Consider the following 19,681-nt stretch of genomic DNA (forward strand, 5'->3'; position numbering starts at 1 on the left):
TCTCTTGAGTTACTCGTTGGTGTAGCGGTTGCCGAATTTCCAGTTGAACATCGTCACCACGAACATCAGCAGGAACAGCAACCAAGCGACTGCCGATGCGTAGCCGAGACGGCCGGTGGCAAAGCCCTGCGTATAGATGTAGTAGGACAGCGTGGTGGTCGACCCGGCGGGGCCGCCGTTGGTCATAACACGGGCCATCTCAAAACCGCCCTGGATACCGCCGATGATGGCCATGACCATGATGAAGAAAGTCACATTGGCCAGCTGCGGCCAAGTCACATGCCAGAAACGCTGCCAACGCGACGCGCCGTCGATATCCGCCGCCTCGTAGAGGTCCTGCGGCACACCAGATAGCCCGGCTAAATACAACAGCATGTTGTTCGAGCCTACCGCCGCCCAAAAGCCCATGAAAATGATGGACGGCTTCGCCCAATAGTAATCCGCGATCCACTTCGGCAGCGGCAGGCCCTCCGGCTGCCCCACCAGCTCGGGCAAGTTCCACACCACATTGGCCAGGCCAATCAAGGCAAAGCTAGCAACCATCGCCACGCCGTCAACGATGGTCGAGTCGCCAATTTTGTAATCAAGCACGCAATTGTAAATGCGCTTCATGCCGAAGATGTGCCACGCGAACCAGAGCCAACCGACCGCCAGCAGCACCGGCATCGCCACACGCACCCACGGCGCGTCCACCCACAACATGGACAGCACCGGCGGCGTCGACAACACGACCATGCCCAGCACTGCCGACACGTGGCCACACTCGCCATCTTCCCAACGGCGCATCTTGCGGAAGACCATGACCACGTACAACGCCATCATCAGCCCCAGCAGCACCGTCGCTATGCCGTCGGCAAAGGGCAGCAGCGACTCCGCCACCGGCGTCAGGGCACTGAACAGCGGCCGCAACGCGTTGTTGATCGGGCCATTCTCCGGCGCGTAGAGTTTCTTCCAGAGTATGAAGGTGGCAACGCCCGAGGTGAAATGGGGAAAGTAGAACAGCGTGCGGTACACGGTGCGGCCGCCGATGCTGCCAATGAAAAAGACCGACCCGAAGAGCGACGCCATCAGCATGGTCATGGCCGTGGCACCCATGCCAGCCAGCGTCAATATCACGCAGCCGCCAAGCATCAATGCCGTGAGTATCGACAGGCCCCAGAAACGCCGCGTGCCGCGAAATTCCAGGCTAAGCAGTATAGCCGAACCCAAACTGGCAGCGACACCGAAGGGTATGCCAATCATCAGAAAGAAGGTGTTGCCCAGATAGCGGCCAAAGTCCGGGTCGGCAAACAACTGCGCAAAATTCCGCAGGCCGACGAAGCGTATCGGCTCGGCCCGGAAGTAATTGTGCATCTCGAGGTTCCAGTCGGTGAAAGCCATGTAGATGCTCATCACCAGTGGCAGCATGGTAAAAGCCAGGAAGCCCAGGAGATTCGGCAGGAGAAAGGCCATGCCGGTGCAGACGTTTTTAAGTTGCCGTTGGTTGCTCTTCATGCTTATCGTGCTCCCGCAGTGGTCGTTTCGACCAGCATGCCCATCTTGCGATAGTACCGGATGTGGAATGGATTGCTGATCCACTCGACGGGTATTTTCTTGCCGGCGGCCTTGTACTCGTCAATGCGCGCCTGCACGTGCATCTGCTCTTCCCAGTCGGCACGCGTTGCCGGATTGGCCTCGCAGGCCGTGTCGATTTCGAGATTATAGCGGTATTCCACGTATTCCGCAGCCTCTTGGGCACTCTTGCGGCCATTGAAAAATTCGCTGATGCTGTTGCCCAGCCAGTTGGGCGTGCCGGCCTTGAGGTAACGCGGACGGGATTCGGGAATGGCGATGGTCTGCGCCCAGCCGATCTCCAGTTCGTGAGTGATACCCTCGCGCGGATACTTGAACTTGAGCTGCTTGAGGTCTTCTTCGACAATGTGGGGATTGGGCGGCAGGCCGTCGGCGAAATCAATGATGTACTTGTTGTACTCGTAGCTGGCCAGGAAACGCAGGAACATATCGACCAGCTCGGGTGATTTGGTCCGACCATAGGGCATGGCCGCGCGCACGGTAATCAGCAAATTCTTGAAGTCGTACATGGGCAGCTGGCTCAACGAAAACGTCACCTGCCGCTCAAACTCGCGGAAGCGAATCAGGCCATAGCGCCCCGTCACTATCATCGCATAGCGCCCCTGCAGAAAGTTGGAGAAATTCGCCCCGCCGTAGCCCGTGGCATCGGCATTCATGGACGCGACATCCGCCGCAGTCGGCGCGATCCGGTCCTCGTAGGTCCACTTGTAGAGCAACTCGAAGACCTTCGCCAGCTCGGGGGTATTGGCCACCGAACGCGTCATCGTTTCGTTGTAGACATCCTTGCCCATACTGCGCAGAATCGGCATCGCGAAACTGCTGGACTCCACCGACGGCACAAAAAAACACAGCTGCCGGCGGCTGCCCGCATTGGCGAGTTTGACGAAGCGCTTGCCCAGCTCTTCAAATTCCTCCGGCGTCCACTCCTGCGGCGGCACGGGCAGGCCGTACTTCTTGAAGGTATCCACATTCACCCACAGCGCCGGCACAGCCCCATTGCAGGGATAGGCGTACTGACGCCCCCCCAATGACAGCTGAGACCACATGCCTTCGTAGGTCGTGTTCAAACCATAGCCATTGCGATTGGCCTGCTCAGTGACATCCACCCCGACGCCCATGGCCGCATAGTCCGTCACCGCAAAACAATCAAAAATATCCCCGGCCATGCCCGATACAGCCTGAATCAGCGTACTCTGGTTGGATGCCGTGTCCAGCACCAGCTGCCCGCGCGGCGACCCGTCCTCCTTGACCACGCCGTTCTTCTGCAGAAACTTGTGGTACATGTCAATTTGCTCGTAACGCTGCGGATTGGCATCGGACTTCCACGATATCACTGGCACGTCCGTGCGCTTGCTCGCTCCCGTTAAATACGTGTAGATCGACGCGGCGATCAATATCGCCAGTAATAAGATGAATATTTTTTTCATAGCCCTGGTGAATATCTGGGGTTGGCAATGCACAATACGCGGCAAACGCTCCCTGCGGGAACGGCGCCAAAACTGCGTAATTTATACCCCAATGCCCCTTTTGGCGACCCCGCGGCCAATTTTGTCCGCGCCGAACGATAATCGGTCAGTCACTGATAACAGCCGTGCCACCGCAAAGAGGTGTTTTTGTCTCACGCGAAGCCGCGAAGCCGCGATGAAGACAAAGGCAAAGAAGATGGCGGCATGTCTTGCCGCTTTGCGGCAATCCACGCCGCCGCTTCAAGCCGCAACGGACACAAGGGCGCCATCCTCACCGTGCCTATTGCCGTCGATTGCCGTCGATTGCCGTCGATTGCCGTCGATTGCCGTCGATTGCCGTCGATTGCCGTCGATTGCCGTCGATTGCCGTCGATTGCCGTCGATTGCCGTCGATTGCCGTCGATTGCCGTCGATTGCCGTCGATTGCCTGTCGATTGCCGTCGATTGCCTGTCGATTGCCGTCGATTGCCGTCGATTGCCTGTCGATTGCCGTCGATTGCCATCGATTGCCAAGAAGCCCCACCGGTTCCAGGCGTGCCCTCGAACTGGCTGTTATCAATGGGTGACCGGTTACCGCGCCAAGTAATAATACCCCATGGCTTTGCCCGGCCGCTCGGTTAGCAACAACCGGCGGCGCGGCAAGCCGCGCTGCCCCATACTCAGCGTTACTCTGCGCAATCTGCGGATAAAAGTCCTCAGAAGCCCAGTGTTTTGAGCCAGTTGCCGCAGAGATCGCTCCACTGTTCGACGAGCGGCAAGTCTTCGCCGGTGCCGAGGCCGAGGCCGTGACGCCCATGCGGGAACAGATGCAGCGCGAAAGGCACCCGGTGCTCACGCAGGGCCGCAGCCATGACCAGGCTGTTTTCCACGGGCACGACCGGGTCGTCGACAGTCATCCACATGAATACCGGCGGTGTCTGCGGGCTGACGTGGGTCTCGACGCTGTAGAAATCGAAAGCGTCGGCGGCAAGATTGCCCTGCGTGTCTTCGGCGAGATTGCGCAGGCAACGCTCGAGTTTGCGATCGCGGAAAGTCAGCGCAGCATAACAAGCAACAAGGGCGTCGGGGCGGCTACTTTCGCGGTCGACGGGGTCGGCGGCCGCGGGAGCGCCAGGTTCGCCGAGAGTGGCGACCATGCCGGCGCAATGACCGCCGGCACTGAAACCGAGGATGCCTACGTGCTCGGCGTCAATGCCCCACTCAGCGCGGCGAGCGCGAAGTAGGCGCACGGCGCGCTGCGCGTCCATCACCGGCACGGGAAAACGATACGGCGCGACGCGGTACTGCACCACGGCGCCAGCGATGCCATATCGATTGAGCATGTGGGCAATGGGCTCGCCCTCATGCCGCGCCTTGCGCACATAACCACCGCCGGGACAAATCACCACGCAGGCAAAAGGCCCCGGGCCGTCCGGCAGGTAGAGCGTCAGGTCCGGCTTATCTTCCACGGCATCGCCCAGAGCGCCGGGAGCGCCGTCGGGCCATAGTAACGCATTGATGGTCTTGGTCATGTCAGCGTGTCCTTTTGCGTCGTTGTTTCAGCACGATTACGGAGCACAATTTTCTCCGGCCATACGGCCTTTTCAGTGGACGGCGTTATTGTACTGCCTTTTGTCGTCGCCGCCATGGCGCGCCGGATCTTTCACCTCAAACCTCGCGGACCACAGCATGACTGAGCTCTTCCCTGCTAGCGACATCGCCGCCATTCAGAAGTTCTACCAGAGTTACGAGCCCTGCCGGGCGCTGGACAACTACCGCGGCATCGCCGCGGCGGTCGGCGCGGTCAAGAATCTCTTTTTTGGCGATTCGATCACGGCGGCGTGGCCACTGCACGAGTTCTTCCCGCAGTACAGCGTACTCAACCGCGGCATCGGCGGCGACAACCCGGTAGGGCTCCACACGCGACTGGAACAGGACGTCTTCCAGTACTCGCCGCGGCGGGTATTCATGCTGGTTGGCATCAACGGCATCCAGGTGCCGCAAGAATTGATTATAGCGCGCATCTGCCATGTCGCCCAGGCCATTCGCGAGCGCGGCATCGCGGTCTATCCGGGTAGCATCCTGCCCCTGCGCTCGCCGGATCAGTGGAACCGCTTTCAGTATCAGGACAAGATCGTCGCCATCAACCGCGAGCTTGCTGCGTGGTCGGCGGCGCAGGGCCTGGTCTTTCTCGACTATCACAGCGCCTTGAAGGACACCGACGGCCAGCTCGCCGAGCGCTTCGCCCGGCCCGATGGCACCCATGTGCAATTCCCCGCCTACATCGAAATGGCCCGCATCGTCAAGCCCCATCTGGAAAGCTAGGCCGCACCGCAACACGACCGCACACGCCTTACTCGCCCCCCGACTCGAGGAGTAATCATGATGAAACAACTGACTGCCGCCATCCTTGCCAGCGCCCTCAGCATCGCCAGCCTGGCCGCCGCGCCCGCTCCGCAGACTTTCCCGGCTCCCGCTGACCTGCTCCAGCCCGAACGCTGGGAGAAAAACAGCTCCGGAGCCATGTCTATCGCTTTTGACGCCGACGAACAGGCGCTGGTCTTTGACGTGAAATTTCACCCCGATGTCGATCACTGGATTTATCCCGGATTCAGACTCGGCAATGGCGAGACTCTTCACGGGGCCGACGCCATCAGCTTCGAGCTCAAAATCAGCCCGCAGGACGACTACCAGGGCCTCGCCACCGCCAATGTCATGCTCGCCGGCCTGCATCCCTATCAGGCGCCGGAGCCCGGCCAGTGGCAAGACATCACCGTAAAGCTCCCCGGCGCCACCAGCAAGGGCCAGGAAGAAGCCATGCTTTTCCGCGTAGGTATGAATCCCAAACATGACAGCCACCGTTTCGCCCTGCGCAACATCCGTTTCCACGGCACCCCGCAGCGGCGCTACATCGCGCCGGTCCTGGCCACCGCCGCGCCCGGCGCGGTGTGGCTCGAACAGGAAGAACCGACCTTCACAATCAATGCCCCGCTGGACAATCTCCGCTACGTCCTCAAGAACTGGCATGGCACCGTCCTCAAAGAAAGCACCTGGCCGGACGGCGGCGACAGCCCGCTGGTCTTCCCCCCCATGAGCCCCGGCTACTACCTGCTTGAGACCAGCCATGACGGCGCGGACCAGCTGGCGCCCTACAGCTTCGTGGTGGTCATCGACCCCGCGCGGCGACCAAAGACCCACCGCAGTTTCTTCGGCACGGACTCCGCCCAGAGCTGGCTGGCAAAGCGCGGGAATTTCGCCTGCCCGTGGTACGACGGCGACACCTTCAAGCTGATCAGCGAGCTGATCTACCGCGCCGGCGTCCCCCATGTCCGCGAGCGCCTAAGCTGGCCGGAGGTCAATCCCAATCCCGGTGAATACGACTACGGCCACTATCTCTACAATGCCAATCTGCTTCACGAACGCGGCATCCTGATCAGCGGCATGTTCCACAACGCGCCAGCATGGGCCGGCCGCAAGATCAAACTGCCACTGGACCTGCGCGAAGTCTACATCTTCTGCAAAAAGACCGCCGAGGTCTTTGGTGACCGCATGGGCAACTGGGAATACTGGAATGAACAGGACATCGGTTTCGCTCCCGAACCCGCCTGGGACTTCGCCGCCAGCATGAAGGCCGCCTACTTGGGCTTCAAGGCCGCACGCCCAAATATGCCCGTGGCCATCGGCGCACTCTGCCGCCCCGACCGCAACGCCTATGACTACGGGCTCTTCGCCAATGACATCGCCAAATACACCGACCTCATGAACTTCCATACCTACGCCGGACTGGCCAGCTACCCAAATATCTTCGCCGAAATGCGCCAGTTCATGGCCGACCACGGCATCGCCGATCGACCGCTGTGGATCACCGAATGCGGCACCAACGCCGAAGGACCGGCCACCGCCGACAGCGGCAAGGACAAACTCAAAAAACACAGCCCCGACCAGGAAATGGTCCTCGCCGAATTCCTGCCCAAATCGCAGATTCTGCTGATGCTGGAGGGCGTCGCTCGCAACTACTACTTTGTCTTCCCGCCCTACAATGAACGCGGCGGCCACAAAGACTGGGGCCTCATGCGCCGCGATGGCACGGTCAAGCCCGGCTACGCCGCCTTTGCCACCATCACCGCGCAGCTCCTCGAAGCCGCCCTCCTCGGCGAAATCAACACCGATGACCAAACTCGCGCCTTCCTCTTCCAACAGCCCGATGGCTCGCAAACCGTCGTCTTCTGGAGCAAATCCGCCGTCGATACCGGCGGCAAAGCCGCCACGATCGCCGAGCTCCACGCCGCCGATATCAGCCTGGCCCTCCCCGCTGGCGACTACGTCCTCACGGACCTCGTCGGCACCGCCCAGGCACTGACCGTGGCTGGCAATGCCGGCGCCACGACATTACGCGCGACGCGCTTCCCGCAGTACCTCGCCGGCCTCCGCGGCCTCAAAGCCGACCAGCCGCCCCATAGCCCCGGCACGACTCTGACCAACAATGCAACCGCCAGCGACGACCTCAGCGTCATCGTCCACCTCGATCTCAATCCCGACGATGTCGAAATCGGCGGCATCAAGAGCATGGCGACCCTCTACAAGAATAGCGCCCGCGGCACGCTCACGCTATGGAATCTCGACCACACGCCCAAGAACGGCCGGCTGCTGGTCAGCGGCGCCGCCGTCGGTGGCCTGCCAGACAGCATCAGCATTGCCCCCATGGGCAAAGCGCTCTTCGCTGTCGTCATCACCCCCGAACTGCCTGCGGAGGGCTACAATACCTCACTGACCATCGTTGGCAGCTTCAATGACAAGAAAATCAGCAAATTCCACTTGCCCATGCTCCTCTTCGGCGACCTCGTCGCCAACTGCGATGAAATCAAGCTCAACACCGCCCAACCGGAAAACTGGCGGCAGAATGACTCTGGCACGACATCGAACATGGTCTATGACGAAACCGAGCAGGCCATGCGCTTCGACATCAGCTGGAACGACCCCGGCGTCGATCGCTGGTTCTACCCCGAGCACGTCCTGACACTGCCCGACGAGTCCTTCGCCGGCGCCTCCATGCTGGCCTTCGAGGTCAAAAGCAGCCAGGACAAGGTCGAAAACGACTTCCGCTACAACTACCTCATGCTGGTGACCGAAAACGTCAAGGAACGCGGGGACAGCCGCTCGATTTCCTACCGGGCGCCCCTGCACGATTGGGAAACGCGCTACGTGCCCCTTGATGGCGCCAAAATCCCCCTGGACAGCGTCAAGATGTTCCGCCTTGGCGCCAACCCCATCGGCCAACAACTCACCTACTGGGTCCGCAATATCCGCCTCCTCAAACCACGACAATAAAAACCGCGGAAGGTACACCGGGGCCACCGCCGCCGCTGCTGCCGCCGCTGCTGCTTCTACTATTTCCGCTTCTTTTACTACTATTTCTACTGCTTCTTCTGCTTCTTCTACCGCTTTTTCTTCTGCTGATCCGTCCGCGAAAAGACAGTCGATCCGCCCGATCCGTCCGCGCAAACGCAAACGAGCGCCGGCAGTATCGTGCCGGCGCTCGTTGTTCATGCGTCTAATTAAACAGCAACCGATCAATCGAGGGTGCCGGTGTAGGTGGGCTTCCAGAAGCGGCTGGTATCGCTGTAGTTGGGCATGCCTTGGTAGGTGACGCTTCCGACGTGGCCATCGGCATAGGCGATATTCGCCGAACTGTTATGGCGGAAGCTGGTCTTGCGCGACGTCGAATCTGCCGCGGAACTGGGTTTGGTATGCGCGTCGATGGTATAGCTCCAGCTGGACACGCCCCCGGAAGGCATGCCGGCACTATAGGCCGGATTGGCTTCGATGAGCATCCCCGTGGTGCTGGGTGACACGTAAGACGAATCAGCCGCGCCGCTGCCCTTGTGATTCCAGCCGTAGTGCTGCTGGTAGTACGCGCCCTCGCCTTTCCACTTCGCGGCAGATGAACTACCACAGCTAAAGGTCTTTACATCGCCGACATACGGATAGATCGAAACAAACCAGTACATACTGCCCGTCGTCGTATAAGAACTATCGGGGTTCTGGTAGCGCGCATTGCTCGTAAGATACCATATGCCCTGCGGAAAGTCGTCAAGATATTGCCGACAACCCAGGCCGAGCTGTTTCAAGTTGCTCGTGCAACTGATAGCGCGGGCTTTCTCACGGGCCTTGCTCAAGGCCGGCAGCAGCATCGCCGCCAGAATCGCGATGATAGCGATCACTACCAACAACTCAATTAGGGTAAAAACACGCCTTTTCATACTTTCTGTCCTTTCAAACATGGAATTACAGAGGAAAAACACCAAACCAGACGATAGCCGCATTTTACACAATTCTTGCAGCAATAGCAAGAGCGGCCCCCAAAAATCAGCGGGAGGAACTAAATAAAGCAGGTAAAAAAGACTACTCGTGGCTTGGCCCACAGGCCGCTCAGCCCGCTCCACAAGCCGTCGCGCGCATCTTCTCACGGGTTATGGTAATGCCCGCCGTGGAGGATATTGACGGCGCGGAACAGCTGTTCGTAGAGCAACAGTCGGGCGATTTCGTGGGTAAAGGTCAGTTTTGAGAGCGACCAGAGGATGTCTGCCCGGGCTTTGACGGCTGGCGCCAGGCCGTACGGCCCACCAATGACGAAGATGACCTTGCGGTCGAAACGCCCGAGCTGCTCCGCAAAAGCCACACTGCCGAATTCCCGGCCCTCTTCGCTGAGGACGACCACTGCCGCGCCACGGTCGCGATCGAGTTCCTTGCTGATGGCAGCGCCTTCGCGCTCCACGTCGCTGTCGGCGAGTTCGCGCTGTTCGACCTTCGCGTAGGGCCCGAGCCACTTGGCGAATTCGTCACAACGCGCCTGCAGAGCGCGGTCCTTCAATTTGCCGACAACGATGATCTTGATCAGCATGGGCAGTCCGGCGGCGCTGCCTCAGCGCCCTTTCTTGATCTCTTTGAGGCGGATGGCCTCTGGGCGCTGCTTGTAGAATTCGTCCAGCGGGTAGCAGCCGGAGATCATGCCGGCGCGGGGTGCGTTGGTGCAGTCGCCGAAAGTCCGGCAGATACGGCAGCGGTCGAGCTCGCGGCCGGCGAGGACGTCCGCGCAGAGATCAGGATACGAGAGCACCATGCGGCCGATGCCGACGAAGTCCGTCATGCCTTGCGCAACGGCGTACTCGGCGGCGTGCGGCAGGAACTCCTGCAGGCAGGTGTAGCCGGAGCCCACTACCTGCAGCCAGGGGCAGAGCTCCTTGATGCGCCTCACGGCCAGGATATGCCGCGAGACGTTGTAGAGCGGGTGCTCCGGCATGAGATAGCCGTCGCTGACGGGATAATAGGCCGGCCGCTGCATGTGCGGGTTGTAATAGGGACTGCCGATGGTCGCGCAAATCATCTCCGCGCCATAGCTGCGCAACAGCTCCATGAGCTGCACGGTTTCCTTGAGCTCGGGGTCCATCGCCATGCCGCTGCCGTCGCCGCCAAACGCGTAGGGGTAGCGGTCGCCGCCCCAGGCCATCGGCCGGCCAACTTTGTCCGGCCCCTTCTCAAAAGGCAGGATGTCAAAGAGGCTCACTCGCGCCGATATACCCAGCGCGGGACAACGCCGGCGAATACCGGCGGCAATCTCGCGGAAAAAGCGCGTGCGGTTGGCAAAAGACCCGCCAAATTCGCCCGGGCGGTCGTGCGCGGTAAGCAGCTCGTGGCCGAGATAGCCGTGCGCGAGCTTGATGTCCACGAAGTCAAAACCGGCATCGGTGGCCAGTTCCGCCGCGCGGATAAAGTGCGCGATGATGTCCCGCAATTCATCGTCCGAAGCGACATTGGCCGCGCTGTTGCCGAACTTTTTGTCCAGCAGCGGGTGGGCGTAAGCCGTGACGGATTCGAGGGTATGTGCGTCATTCGGGTGCGAGTAGCGGCCGGAGTGGGTCAGTTGCAGGCCGATCAGCAGATCGTCGTCGCACCCAAAACGCTCGCGATGCGCGGCGCGCATTTCGGCGCAGAGCGCCTTCAGCGTCGGCAGGGAATGATCGCCGATGAACAGTTGCTGAGGATTGCTGCGGCCGCTGTGCATAACTGCGGCCGCCTCGGTACCGAAGATCATCTTCGCGCCGCTAGTGGCGAAGCGCAGCCAGCGGCGGCGGGTGAACTCGCTGGGCGTGCCGTCGTCCATACAGTCCCAGCCTTCCATAGGCAGAATCGCCCAACGGTTCCCGACCGTCCGCCCAAGACACTGAATGGGCTGCGCCAAGGCCGCGCGACCATCGGCGGGAACGCTGTCCACCAAGCCGATGTCAATGCCCTCGCTGGCCAGGTAATCACGAAATTCAGCCACGGTCTTGAATGCGGTCACTTTGCGATATTCTGCCATCGTCAGTCCATTCCATGCTTGAGATAGATAAGTCGTAGTGTCTTGCGCAAGAGTATTTTGCGACAAATTGCGCGGAGCTCGCCACACTCAGAAATACACGCCCTTTAGTTTACCACCGCTAACGCCTTTCTCCAGCGACCACGCAGGGAAAGGCCTTTACTAGGTAATGCCTTACTCACTGATTCTCGTTGTCTCTGTGGCCTTATTGACCGCCCTGCCACAAACCGTCATCCCGTTGGTATTTGAGCGCTGAAAGCGCGATCTATGATAGCCCAGGGCAAGCGACGCCGAAGGCGAAGCGACGCCCTGGGTAAAGCGCCATTTATGCTCGTGTTCCTCGTCTTGTTCTTTGCGCATTCAGCGCTGTTATTTAGGTCGCCCCTTCAGGGCTCATTTCTGGTCGGGCCCTTACCCAGGGCGGCGCGCCCTGCGGGCGCTTGCCCTGGGCTATCTTAGGCCGCGCCGTTGGCGCTGAAAACAAAAGGCCGCAGGAATGGCTGGTAGTGATGACAAAGACATTACTGTCCACCGGGTCCACTCTGTCCACCGGGTCCACTTAGTCCAGCCTGCGAATAGCCTCCCGCCGGCTGTCGGCCAGCAGCGCGTCGACCTGCAGCATTTGGCTGCTCTGTAGCAGCATAAAGCCGGACAGGTACGCGTAGCCGGGCGTATCGTCAACGTTCAGCGCGACAGGCTCGTCACTGCCCTTGGCCAGGGCGCTCAGCAGCTCGTGCTGCTTGGCGAAGTACCACGCGAGATCGCGCTGCATGGCCCAGTGGATGGGATTGCAGAGCACGCCGCCCAGGGCCTGAAAGCCCGGCAGATAACGCCCGAAGCGCGTTAAGCCGCCAACGACGCCCGTGGTGTTTGTCGCCTGCCGTCGCGCCAGCGGCGAAAAGCTCAGGTAGTCGATGGCGGCCAGCATGTCCAAGGCATCGCGGAACAGCGCGTTTTTCTGCTGCGCCGCATGGCGGCCCACCGCTGTCACGAGATCGGCTTTGAGCGCGACCCGGGCATCGGCGGCGAGGAGCTTGCGGTCAAGCGCCGCCGCGACGACGACGAGACGCTGGCGTTCGATGGTCACTGCTAAATGATGGAAGACCATGCTCGGAACGGCCCCAGCGCTGTCCCGCAGCCATGCCTGACGACGCAGCGTCTGCGCCAGCAGTGCGCCATCACCTTCTTCCAGGGCCTGCAAGGCCTGCAGGCGATATATCCGCGCTGCCGTCCACAGCTGCATCCAGGCGCCAGACTCGCACGTGTAGATGTCCGCCAAGCTCGATTCGCCGTAGTCCAGGCCCAGCGATAAAGTCGGCCCGTCGCTGAGCGCGTTGAGCTGCGCGACGACCGAGCGATTTTCCTCCAGCCACTGACCAATGCGCGCCGGCTCACCCGCACTTAGCGCCGGGGACGCGGCGCCGGCGGCGTCAGCATTGGCCACGGGCTGCGCGGCGTCCAGCTCGGCGGCGCTGACGCCGGCCAGGATTTCCCCGAGGGCGCCAACGGGCGCGGCGTTGTCGCCATTCGCACCAAAGCCGCTGCGCACATTGAGAGCACTTCTCACCAAGTCGTTACCGTGGGCCGACGCCAGCTGCAGCTGTTCGACGGCATTGCGCTGCTCGGCGTCGAGGGTGAGAATGCAATGCCACGCCTGCAGGGCGAACCAGGTCAGGGTCAGCGCCCAGGCGGCAGCTATCGTCCGCCGGCTGAAGCCATCGCTGCCAACGAGCTGGGTCAGCGCCTGGGTGGCAGCGAGGTACGCGGCAATGCCGCAGAGACTGAACCAGAATCCGATCTGAAAATTGATACCGAAGGCGCCACTGAGGCCCCAGATGATTGCCAGCCACTGACCACAACCGCCAATCACGCCCAGAAAACTCCAGTAGGCGGCGCGGCGTTGCCGCTGTTTAAAGGCGACCAGGAGGACGGCTAGGTGGTAATAGAGCGGCCCGAGGACCACGATGGGCAGCAGCCACAGCGTCGCCCACAACTGGCTGCGTTGGTAGGTCCTAGCCAGGACGTCCGTCCAGTACTGATAAATCATGCTGAGGCCGATGATAAAACCGATGAGGATGGCCATCAGCCCCATTTCATATACCGCCGCGTACGGCGCCCTGCTGGCCCCTTGTATTTGTGGCAGATACAGGTAAAACAACAGGGAAATTAGTACGCTCGGCAGGCAGAAGACCATGCCTATGCCCACCAAGGCCTTGGCTGCCGATGGGCCGGCCTGGGGACGCTCAAACCACGCGTTGCTCATGTCGGTCTTTCTCGCGATGTCATGCGTAAATCAGCCTTCGTGGTTGGGCGCGGCGCCGGTCTGCGGCCAGATGCTTTTGACGACCCACACCACGACGCCGAGGGTCAGGAAGGCGCCGGGCGCGGTCTTGAGGAACATCGCCGGCTGGAAGCTGGCCGGGAAGACACTGTGGCCCAACAGGGTGCCACCACCAAGAAGCTCGCGGATAACGGCGATGAACAGCAGCACCAGCGCATAGCCGGCGCCATTGGCCAGGCCATCTAAAAAGGCCGGCAGGGGCTTGCTGCGAATGGCAAAGGCCTCGCAACGGCCAAGCACGATGCAGTTGGTGATGATCAGACCCACGTATGGTCCCAGCGCTTTGCTCATCTCCAGATGGTACGCGCGCAAATAGAGGTGAACCAGGATGACAAACACGGAGATGACCATCATCTGCACCATCAAGCGCACGCGATAGGGGATGGTGCTGCGCAACACCGACACCATTAGGCAACTCAGCGACGTCACGATCATCAACGCCAAGCCCATCACCAGCGTGGTGCTGACCAGGCCAGTTATCGCCAACGCCGAACAAATCCCCAAAACCTGCACTAAGACTGGATTGTCCTTCCCCAGCGCGTCGCGGATGATGCCCATGGGGCCGGGCTTGCTGTTCTGAAGTGCTGCCATCGTTGCGGTGTCCTGCGTAAAAATCATGTGGGGCTGCGCCAATGCGGCAAAGCCCTAAATATCACCCGGAAAGACCAATATGCCAGTAAGACCAGCGGGTTTTAGGGTCTCCTGGGAGCGCCGCCGTCCCGGCGGCACAGGCAGCCGGCTATTCGCAATCGTTGACCGGTGGCTCCGGTGGACCCGGTCTCCTCAGGCCTTCCCGGCCTTGTCCAGCGCCTGATCGAAGTCCGCGCAGAGATCGTCGATATGTTCCAGGCCGACAGACACCCTGATAAGATCTGACGAAACGCCGGCGGCGGCGAGTTCCTGCTCGTTAAGCTGCCGATGGGTCATGCTGGCCGGATGGAGCACGCAGGTCCGTAGATCGGCGACATGCACGGCGATCGCCGCTACCTTGAGGCTGTTCATGACGATTTCGCCGGCCTTCGCACCGCCTTTGACGCCGAAACAAAGGACGCCGCTCGCGCCGCGCAGGTATTTCTGCGCCATGGCGTGCTGCGGGCTTGCAGGCAGCCCCGGGTAATTCACCCAGCTGACCATCGGGTGCTGCTCCAGATGCTCCGCCAATTTCTGGGCGTTGAAACAATGCCGTTCCATGCGCACGTGGAGCGTCTCGCAGCCCACCATCGACATGAAGGCATTGAAAGGCATCATCGGCGAGCCCAGATCGCGGATCCACTGCGCGCGCAGTTTCACCGAGTAGGGACAGGCCTTGAAATCGCGAGTGTAAATCAGCCCGTGATAGCTCGCGTCGGGCTCGACAAAATCGGGGAAGCGGCCGTTGCTCCAGTCGAAACCGCCCTTTTCGACCACCATGCCGCCAATACTGGTAGCGTGGCCCTCAATGTATTTCGAGGTCGAATGGGTGACGATGTCCGCACCGTACTGGAAGGGCTGACAGAGGAAAGGCGTCGGAAAGGTGTTGTCCACTATCAGCGGCAGGCCGTGCTTGTGAGCGGCGGCGGCCATCTTCTCGATGTCGAGGACAATCAGCGCGGGATTGGCCAGCATCTCGGCAAAAATAGCCCGGGTGTTGGGGCGCACCAACGCGTCAATCTCCGCCAGGGTAACTTCCGGCGGCACGAAGGAGAATTCCAGACCGGCCTTCTTGAGGGTGTTGGCAAAGAGCGTCACCGTCCCGCCGTAGAGGCTCGACACCGCGATGATGTGGTCGCCACTGCGGGCGATATTGAGCAAGGCCAGCGCGTTGGCGTTTTGCCCCGAACTTGTCGCCACCGCGGCCACCCCACCCTCCATCGCTGCGATCTTCTTCTCAAAACAGTCCACCGTGGGATTGGCTAGACGCGTGTAGAAAAAGCCCTCGCGCTTCAAATCAAAAAGATCGGCCACGCTTTGCGCGTCGTCATACTTGTACGTCGTACTTTGGGTGATGGGCACTACCCGCGGTGCGCCATTTTCGGGTGTGTAGCCGGCCTGAACCGCCAGGGTCTCGAGTTTCCAATTAGCCATTGTCGTTTCCTTCTCCTGTATTACTTTGTGGGTTTTCGCGTATTGACGGGCTTAATCTAGTCCGCCAGGCCCGGGCTGACGAACCGCCCGCAGCCGAATTTTCCAGCAGCAGGGAGCTTGAGACCATGGCGACCACGATCGAAAACATCATCGGCAATGCCATCAGCGACGGCGTCATCCACGGCGCGGCTATCGTTGGCGGCGACAACGCGCGGGTCATCTTCCGGCACAGCCAGGGGCTGGCCGTAGGCGGCACGGACATCGCCATGACCACGCGCACAATCATCGACATCGCCAGCGTCAGCAAAGCTGTCGCCACCGCCACGGCGCTGGCCATCTGCCACGACCGCGGCCTGATCGACTTCGACGCGCCCTTTACCGAGTATCTGCCGGAATTCCGCGCCGAACTGCCCGCGCCAATCCGCGTCCGCGACCTGGCCATGCATATCTCCGGCTTCGGCCACCGCGCCGGCGAACGCCGGCAATACGACGCGCCCACCGGCCCGGAAATCATGAACAACATCCTCGCCTTCCCACCACTCTACCCGCCTGGCACGCACTTCGAATACGCCTGCTGGAATTTCCTCCTCCTCGGACGCATTGTCGAACGACTCAGCGGACGATCACTGGTGGCATTCTGCCAAGACGAAATCTTCGCGCCCCTCGCCATGCACGACAGCAGCATGGGCCAACCTGTCAGTGACGACCCACAACGACTCGCCCAGACCGAAGGCTGCAGCGCGCCGGGACAAATCTCCGACTTCATCGCCAGAAGAGTCTTCCGCGATGGCGGCTGCGCCGGCAACGCGGGCGTCTTCAGCAGCGCCGACGACCTGGCCATCTTCTGCCAATGCCTGCTCAACCACGGCTGCTACGGCAAAGAAAACAAGGCGCTCTTCTCCACCGCGACCTTCGCCGAACTCACTACCAACCGCATGCCCGACGGCATGCCCAAACGCAGCTTCGGCTGGGTCATGGCCGACCAATACAAACCGCAGAACAGCTCCGCGAAAATTATCTACCACTCCGGCTGGAGCGGCCAGTCCATCTTCGCCGATATCGCCAAAAAACGCTTCGTCGTCGTCCTCACCACCCGCTGCGGTGACTACGATCGCGCCAAACAAGAACGCACAGACATCGCCGACGAGGTCTTCGCGCTCATGCGCTGAACAACACGCGACGCACATGCGCGCTACCCGGCACGATCATCAAACCGATCAGACCGATCAGACCGATCAGACCGATCAGACCGATCAGACCGATCAGACCGATCAGACCGATCAGACCGATCAGTTATCCGATCCGTCCGATCCGTCCGATCCGTCCGATCCGTCCGATCCGTCCGATCCGTCCGCGAAAAAAGGTAATCGGTCAGTGATTGATAACCAAAACTGTGGTGCCTCTACGAGGCACTGTCTGTTGGCAGGCTGCGTCCCCAGGCTAAAGCCTGGGGTTAAGCATGGTTAAGCGCCTACGGCGCAAAAACATGGATACTGAATGATGGTGGTTTTCGGCCCGAACCGGACAAAGCAAGTCGTCAGATCGGCCAAGTTCGGCCCGGAGGGCCGCACCATGCATAGCCCCGGGTGAGGCGCCCGGAGGGCGCCGCAACCCGGGGTATGAAAGCAAGTTAGAATTGCGCCCGGAGGGCGCCACATTGGCGAGGCACGCCGCGTCCCACGCGCCAGCGCGAGGCATGCCGTGCATCCGTTAGCAATGACTCCTATGAAACACGCTGCCGCAAAGGTCGGCGGAAATCAAGATCGAATGGCTGGGCGGCGGCGGGCCGTGGGTTTCCTGCAAATTGTCCCAGCGAAGCGCCGGGGTGTACACTGACCGATTACGAAAATCCGCCCGTTCCGTCCGCCGGCAGCTGCAAGAGCTTGGCAGGTGGTGTATATTGTTTCCTTTTTTCAAGCAATTCCTATTTAGTCATTTACTCTGGACCCCGCCCATGCACAAGTCCGGCTCCCGCAGCCTGTTATACGGCGTTTTGCTGTATGCCGCCACTCTGCCCTATTTTCTCTGGTTCGCGTTCCAGCACGATGACGGGCGGGGCTTTTTCCGCCTCTTTTTCCTAGCGGTGACGGCCCTAGCCAACGCCGGCTTGCTGGTGCTGCCGCCACTGGGCTTCGCGTTACTTGGCGAAACCCTCGGTGACTCGCGCGGCTTTCGCCGCGTCCTACCCGGATTCTTCTGGACCCTGGCCGCGCTAACAGCGGGTTTGACCCATGTCTTTCTGGTGATTGATGCCGTCATTCTGCTCAAATTCGGCTACCATTTCAACGGCTTTGTGTGGAATCTGCTGATTACGCCCGGCGGCTTTGAATCAATGGGCCTAGAAAGCCACACGATCATCCCGGGCTTCATCGCTATTATCGTGATCATGGCCGCCCACGGTGCGCTGGCCTTCGTTTCGCGCCGTTCGCGGCGCCTGCCGGCGCTTGCGGCGCGGCACCGGGCAATTTTCTCTTGGTGGCGCCTGGCGTTGCCCCTGGCGCTGTGCCTGCTCTTTTCGCTACTAAGCACGGGCGTCGCCGATTTTAATCTCCACCAGCACGCCCTGATGGCGCAGGACGCCTTCCCTTTTGTTCTCACCATGCGTATGCGCAGTACCATGCGTTCACTGGGCTTTGCGGAACCCGACCGCAAATCGCGCGCGGTCTTGCAGGCGATGAATGGCGACGACGGCTATTTGTCCTATCCACTACGGCCCATACAACGCCGCACGCCGGACAAGCCCATGAACATCGTCTGGCTGGTTGGCGAGTCGCTGCGCGCCGACCTGCTCAACGAAGAAGCCATGCCCAACAGCTGGCAACTGGCCGCCAAGGGCCATCGTTTCACGGAGCACTACAGCGGTGGCCACGGCACCCGCCCGGGTATGTTCAGCATGTTTTACGGCCTCTACGCCAACACCTGGGATCATTTTCTGCGGCTCAGCCGGGGACCGTTGCTCATCGACTGGCTGCTGGCCGATGACTACCAGTTCCTTTGCGTCACCTCAGCAAAATTCACCTATCCGGAATTCGATCGCACCATTTTTTCCGCGCTACCAAATGCCAGCATGATTTCGGACAGCAAAGGCCAGCCGTGGCTGCGTGATATCCGCAACACCGACCGCATCGTGGACTTTATTGCCGACCGCGATGCCTCCCGGCCCTTTTTTGTCTTCAGCTTCTTTGAGTCCACCCACGCGCCCTATACCTTCCCGGACGACGCGGTCATCCGGCCGGACTACCTCCCCGAGCTCAATTACGCGACGCTGTCAGCCAAGGACGCCCCACGCATCTACAACCGCGCCGTCAATGCCGCCTACCACCTCGACCGGCAAATCGGCCGCATCATCACGGCACTATCCGAGCAGGGCTTCATGGACAACACGATCATTGTCATCACGGGCGACCACGGCGAAGAATTCTACGAGAAGGGCTTTCTCGGCCACAACTCGACCTTTGTGCAGGAGCAGATCCGCACGCCGTGGGTGCTCTATGCGCCTGGCAGTACGCCAGCCGTACATGCCCTGATGACCCATCACACCGACATGGTCCCCACCATCGCGCCGCTCCTCGGCGTGAAAAATCCCCCGGAAGACTTTTCGGTAGGACAAAATGCCCTGGCCATGACCGGCGAACGCGAGTTCTTTATTGTCTGTGGCTGGGAGATCGCCACCATCGTCACCCAGACGCACAAAATGCTACTGCCCTTGGGCGCCAAAGCGCGCTTCCGCAAGCAACAACTCAGCACCCTCAACGACCGGCCCTGCTCGGAAGACGAGGAAGACGACTTCTACGCGAATCACCACGGCCTGCTTGGCAAAGCCCAGCACGACATGTGGAAATTCGTCGCCAATCGTGATGACGACCACAAGGTAGCCGCCCATTAGCCTTCAGGGCGATATGC

15 protein-coding genes are annotated in these 19,681 nt (G+C 60.7%); 5 read left to right on the top strand and 10 right to left on the bottom strand.

Annotated features, from left to right (window positions below):
- Positions 1-9: 9 nt before the first annotated feature.
- Entirely contained in the window at positions 10-1,494 is a 1,485-nt protein-coding gene (locus J3R75_RS06340) for a carbohydrate ABC transporter permease (RefSeq protein WP_307260567.1), read from the bottom strand.
- A 2-nt stretch (positions 1,495-1,496) separates the two neighbouring features.
- Entirely contained in the window at positions 1,497-2,999 is a 1,503-nt protein-coding gene (locus J3R75_RS06345) for an ABC transporter substrate-binding protein (protein WP_307260569.1), read from the bottom strand.
- Positions 3,000-3,185: 186 nt separating this feature from the next.
- Here J3R75_RS06345 and J3R75_RS06350 point away from each other — a divergent pair, with 186 nt between their 5' ends.
- Positions 3,186-3,659: a hypothetical protein gene (locus J3R75_RS06350; protein ID WP_307260571.1), complete on the top strand. Its 474-nt coding sequence runs from the start codon at positions 3,186-3,188 to the stop codon at positions 3,657-3,659.
- A gap of 74 nt (positions 3,660-3,733) precedes the next feature.
- Here J3R75_RS06350 and J3R75_RS06355 read toward each other — a convergent pair whose 3' ends face one another.
- Positions 3,734-4,549, bottom strand: coding sequence for an alpha/beta hydrolase (locus J3R75_RS06355; protein WP_307260573.1), 816 nt, complete (start codon positions 4,547-4,549; stop codon positions 3,734-3,736).
- 157 nt (positions 4,550-4,706) lie between these two features.
- On the opposite strand from J3R75_RS06355, the gene J3R75_RS06360 reads away from it, so the two are divergent.
- Positions 4,707-5,342, top strand: coding sequence for an SGNH/GDSL hydrolase family protein (locus J3R75_RS06360; protein ID WP_307260574.1), 636 nt, complete (start codon positions 4,707-4,709; stop codon positions 5,340-5,342).
- Between the two features lie 57 nt (positions 5,343-5,399).
- A complete protein-coding gene (locus tag J3R75_RS06365) occupies positions 5,400-8,345 on the top strand; it encodes a glycoside hydrolase 5 family protein (RefSeq protein WP_307260577.1) in 2,946 nt (981 codons plus the stop codon).
- A gap of 242 nt (positions 8,346-8,587) precedes the next feature.
- Here J3R75_RS06365 and J3R75_RS06370 read toward each other — a convergent pair whose 3' ends face one another.
- From J3R75_RS06370 to J3R75_RS06395, 6 genes are all read right to left on the bottom strand, one after another.
- Complete coding sequence (locus tag J3R75_RS06370; protein ID WP_307260578.1) at positions 8,588-9,277, bottom strand: DUF1559 family PulG-like putative transporter; 690 nt, start codon at positions 9,275-9,277, stop codon at positions 8,588-8,590.
- A gap of 203 nt (positions 9,278-9,480) precedes the next feature.
- A complete protein-coding gene (locus J3R75_RS06375; RefSeq protein ID WP_307260580.1) occupies positions 9,481-9,918 on the bottom strand; it encodes a 23S rRNA (pseudouridine(1915)-N(3))-methyltransferase RlmH in 438 nt (145 codons plus the stop codon).
- 21 nt (positions 9,919-9,939) lie between these two features.
- Positions 9,940-11,376, bottom strand: a complete 1,437-nt coding sequence (locus J3R75_RS06380; RefSeq protein WP_307260582.1) for an oxidoreductase — start codon at positions 11,374-11,376, stop codon at positions 9,940-9,942.
- 556 nt (positions 11,377-11,932) lie between these two features.
- On the bottom strand, positions 11,933-13,636 hold the full coding sequence (locus J3R75_RS06385; RefSeq protein WP_307260584.1) for a hypothetical protein: 1,704 nt from the start codon (positions 13,634-13,636) through the stop codon (positions 11,933-11,935).
- A gap of 30 nt (positions 13,637-13,666) precedes the next feature.
- Entirely contained in the window at positions 13,667-14,305 is a 639-nt protein-coding gene (locus J3R75_RS06390; RefSeq protein ID WP_307260585.1) for an Rnf-Nqr domain containing protein, read from the bottom strand.
- A 192-nt stretch (positions 14,306-14,497) separates the two neighbouring features.
- Positions 14,498-15,778 carry an O-acetylhomoserine aminocarboxypropyltransferase/cysteine synthase family protein gene (locus J3R75_RS06395; RefSeq protein ID WP_307260586.1) on the bottom strand — a complete coding sequence of 427 codons (1,281 nt, stop codon included), beginning with the start codon at positions 15,776-15,778 and terminating at the stop codon, positions 14,498-14,500.
- 125 nt (positions 15,779-15,903) lie between these two features.
- Between J3R75_RS06395 and J3R75_RS06400 the strand changes: the two genes are divergently transcribed.
- The gene (locus J3R75_RS06400) at positions 15,904-16,947 is read left to right on the top strand and encodes a serine hydrolase domain-containing protein (RefSeq protein WP_307260587.1); all 1,044 of its coding nucleotides are present in this window, start codon (positions 15,904-15,906) and stop codon (positions 16,945-16,947) included.
- Between the two features lie 541 nt (positions 16,948-17,488).
- Here the strand turns inward: J3R75_RS06400 and J3R75_RS06405 are convergent.
- The gene (locus tag J3R75_RS06405) at positions 17,489-17,611 is read right to left on the bottom strand and encodes a hypothetical protein (RefSeq protein ID WP_307260588.1); all 123 of its coding nucleotides are present in this window, start codon (positions 17,609-17,611) and stop codon (positions 17,489-17,491) included.
- Between the two features lie 121 nt (positions 17,612-17,732).
- Between J3R75_RS06405 and J3R75_RS06410 the strand changes: the two genes are divergently transcribed.
- On the top strand, positions 17,733-19,664 hold the full coding sequence (locus tag J3R75_RS06410) for a sulfatase-like hydrolase/transferase (protein WP_307260590.1): 1,932 nt from the start codon (positions 17,733-17,735) through the stop codon (positions 19,662-19,664).
- Positions 19,665-19,681: the final 17 nt, after the last annotated feature.

The organism is Oligosphaera ethanolica (assembly GCF_030814695.1).
In the GTDB taxonomy this organism is placed as follows: domain Bacteria; phylum Verrucomicrobiota; class Lentisphaeria; order Oligosphaerales; family Oligosphaeraceae; genus Oligosphaera; species Oligosphaera ethanolica.

What these genes read in the sequence shown, in the direction of transcription:
- J3R75_RS06395 (WP_307260586.1), bottom strand. Translation starts at nt 15,778, where the DNA reads ATGGCTAATTGGAAACTCGAGACCCTGGCGGTTCAGGCCGGCTACACA.
- J3R75_RS06375 (WP_307260580.1), bottom strand. Translation starts at nt 9,918, where the DNA reads ATGCTGATCAAGATCATCGTTGTCGGCAAATTGAAGGACCGCGCTCTG.
- J3R75_RS06370 (WP_307260578.1), bottom strand. Translation starts at nt 9,277, where the DNA reads ATGAAAAGGCGTGTTTTTACCCTAATTGAGTTGTTGGTAGTGATCGCT.
- J3R75_RS06390 (WP_307260585.1), bottom strand. Translation starts at nt 14,305, where the DNA reads ATGGCAGCACTTCAGAACAGCAAGCCCGGCCCCATGGGCATCATCCGC.
- J3R75_RS06380 (WP_307260582.1), bottom strand. Translation starts at nt 11,376, where the DNA reads ATGGCAGAATATCGCAAAGTGACCGCATTCAAGACCGTGGCTGAATTT.
- J3R75_RS06365 (WP_307260577.1), top strand. Translation starts at nt 5,400, where the DNA reads ATGATGAAACAACTGACTGCCGCCATCCTTGCCAGCGCCCTCAGCATC.
- J3R75_RS06410 (WP_307260590.1), top strand. Translation starts at nt 17,733, where the DNA reads ATGCACAAGTCCGGCTCCCGCAGCCTGTTATACGGCGTTTTGCTGTAT.
- J3R75_RS06345 (WP_307260569.1), bottom strand. Translation starts at nt 2,999, where the DNA reads ATGAAAAAAATATTCATCTTATTACTGGCGATATTGATCGCCGCGTCG.
- J3R75_RS06340 (WP_307260567.1), bottom strand. Translation starts at nt 1,494, where the DNA reads ATGAAGAGCAACCAACGGCAACTTAAAAACGTCTGCACCGGCATGGCC.
- J3R75_RS06400 (WP_307260587.1), top strand. Translation starts at nt 15,904, where the DNA reads ATGGCGACCACGATCGAAAACATCATCGGCAATGCCATCAGCGACGGC.
- J3R75_RS06360 (WP_307260574.1), top strand. Translation starts at nt 4,707, where the DNA reads ATGACTGAGCTCTTCCCTGCTAGCGACATCGCCGCCATTCAGAAGTTC.
- J3R75_RS06385 (WP_307260584.1), bottom strand. Translation starts at nt 13,636, where the DNA reads ATGAGCAACGCGTGGTTTGAGCGTCCCCAGGCCGGCCCATCGGCAGCC.
- J3R75_RS06355 (WP_307260573.1), bottom strand. Translation starts at nt 4,549, where the DNA reads ATGACCAAGACCATCAATGCGTTACTATGGCCCGACGGCGCTCCCGGC.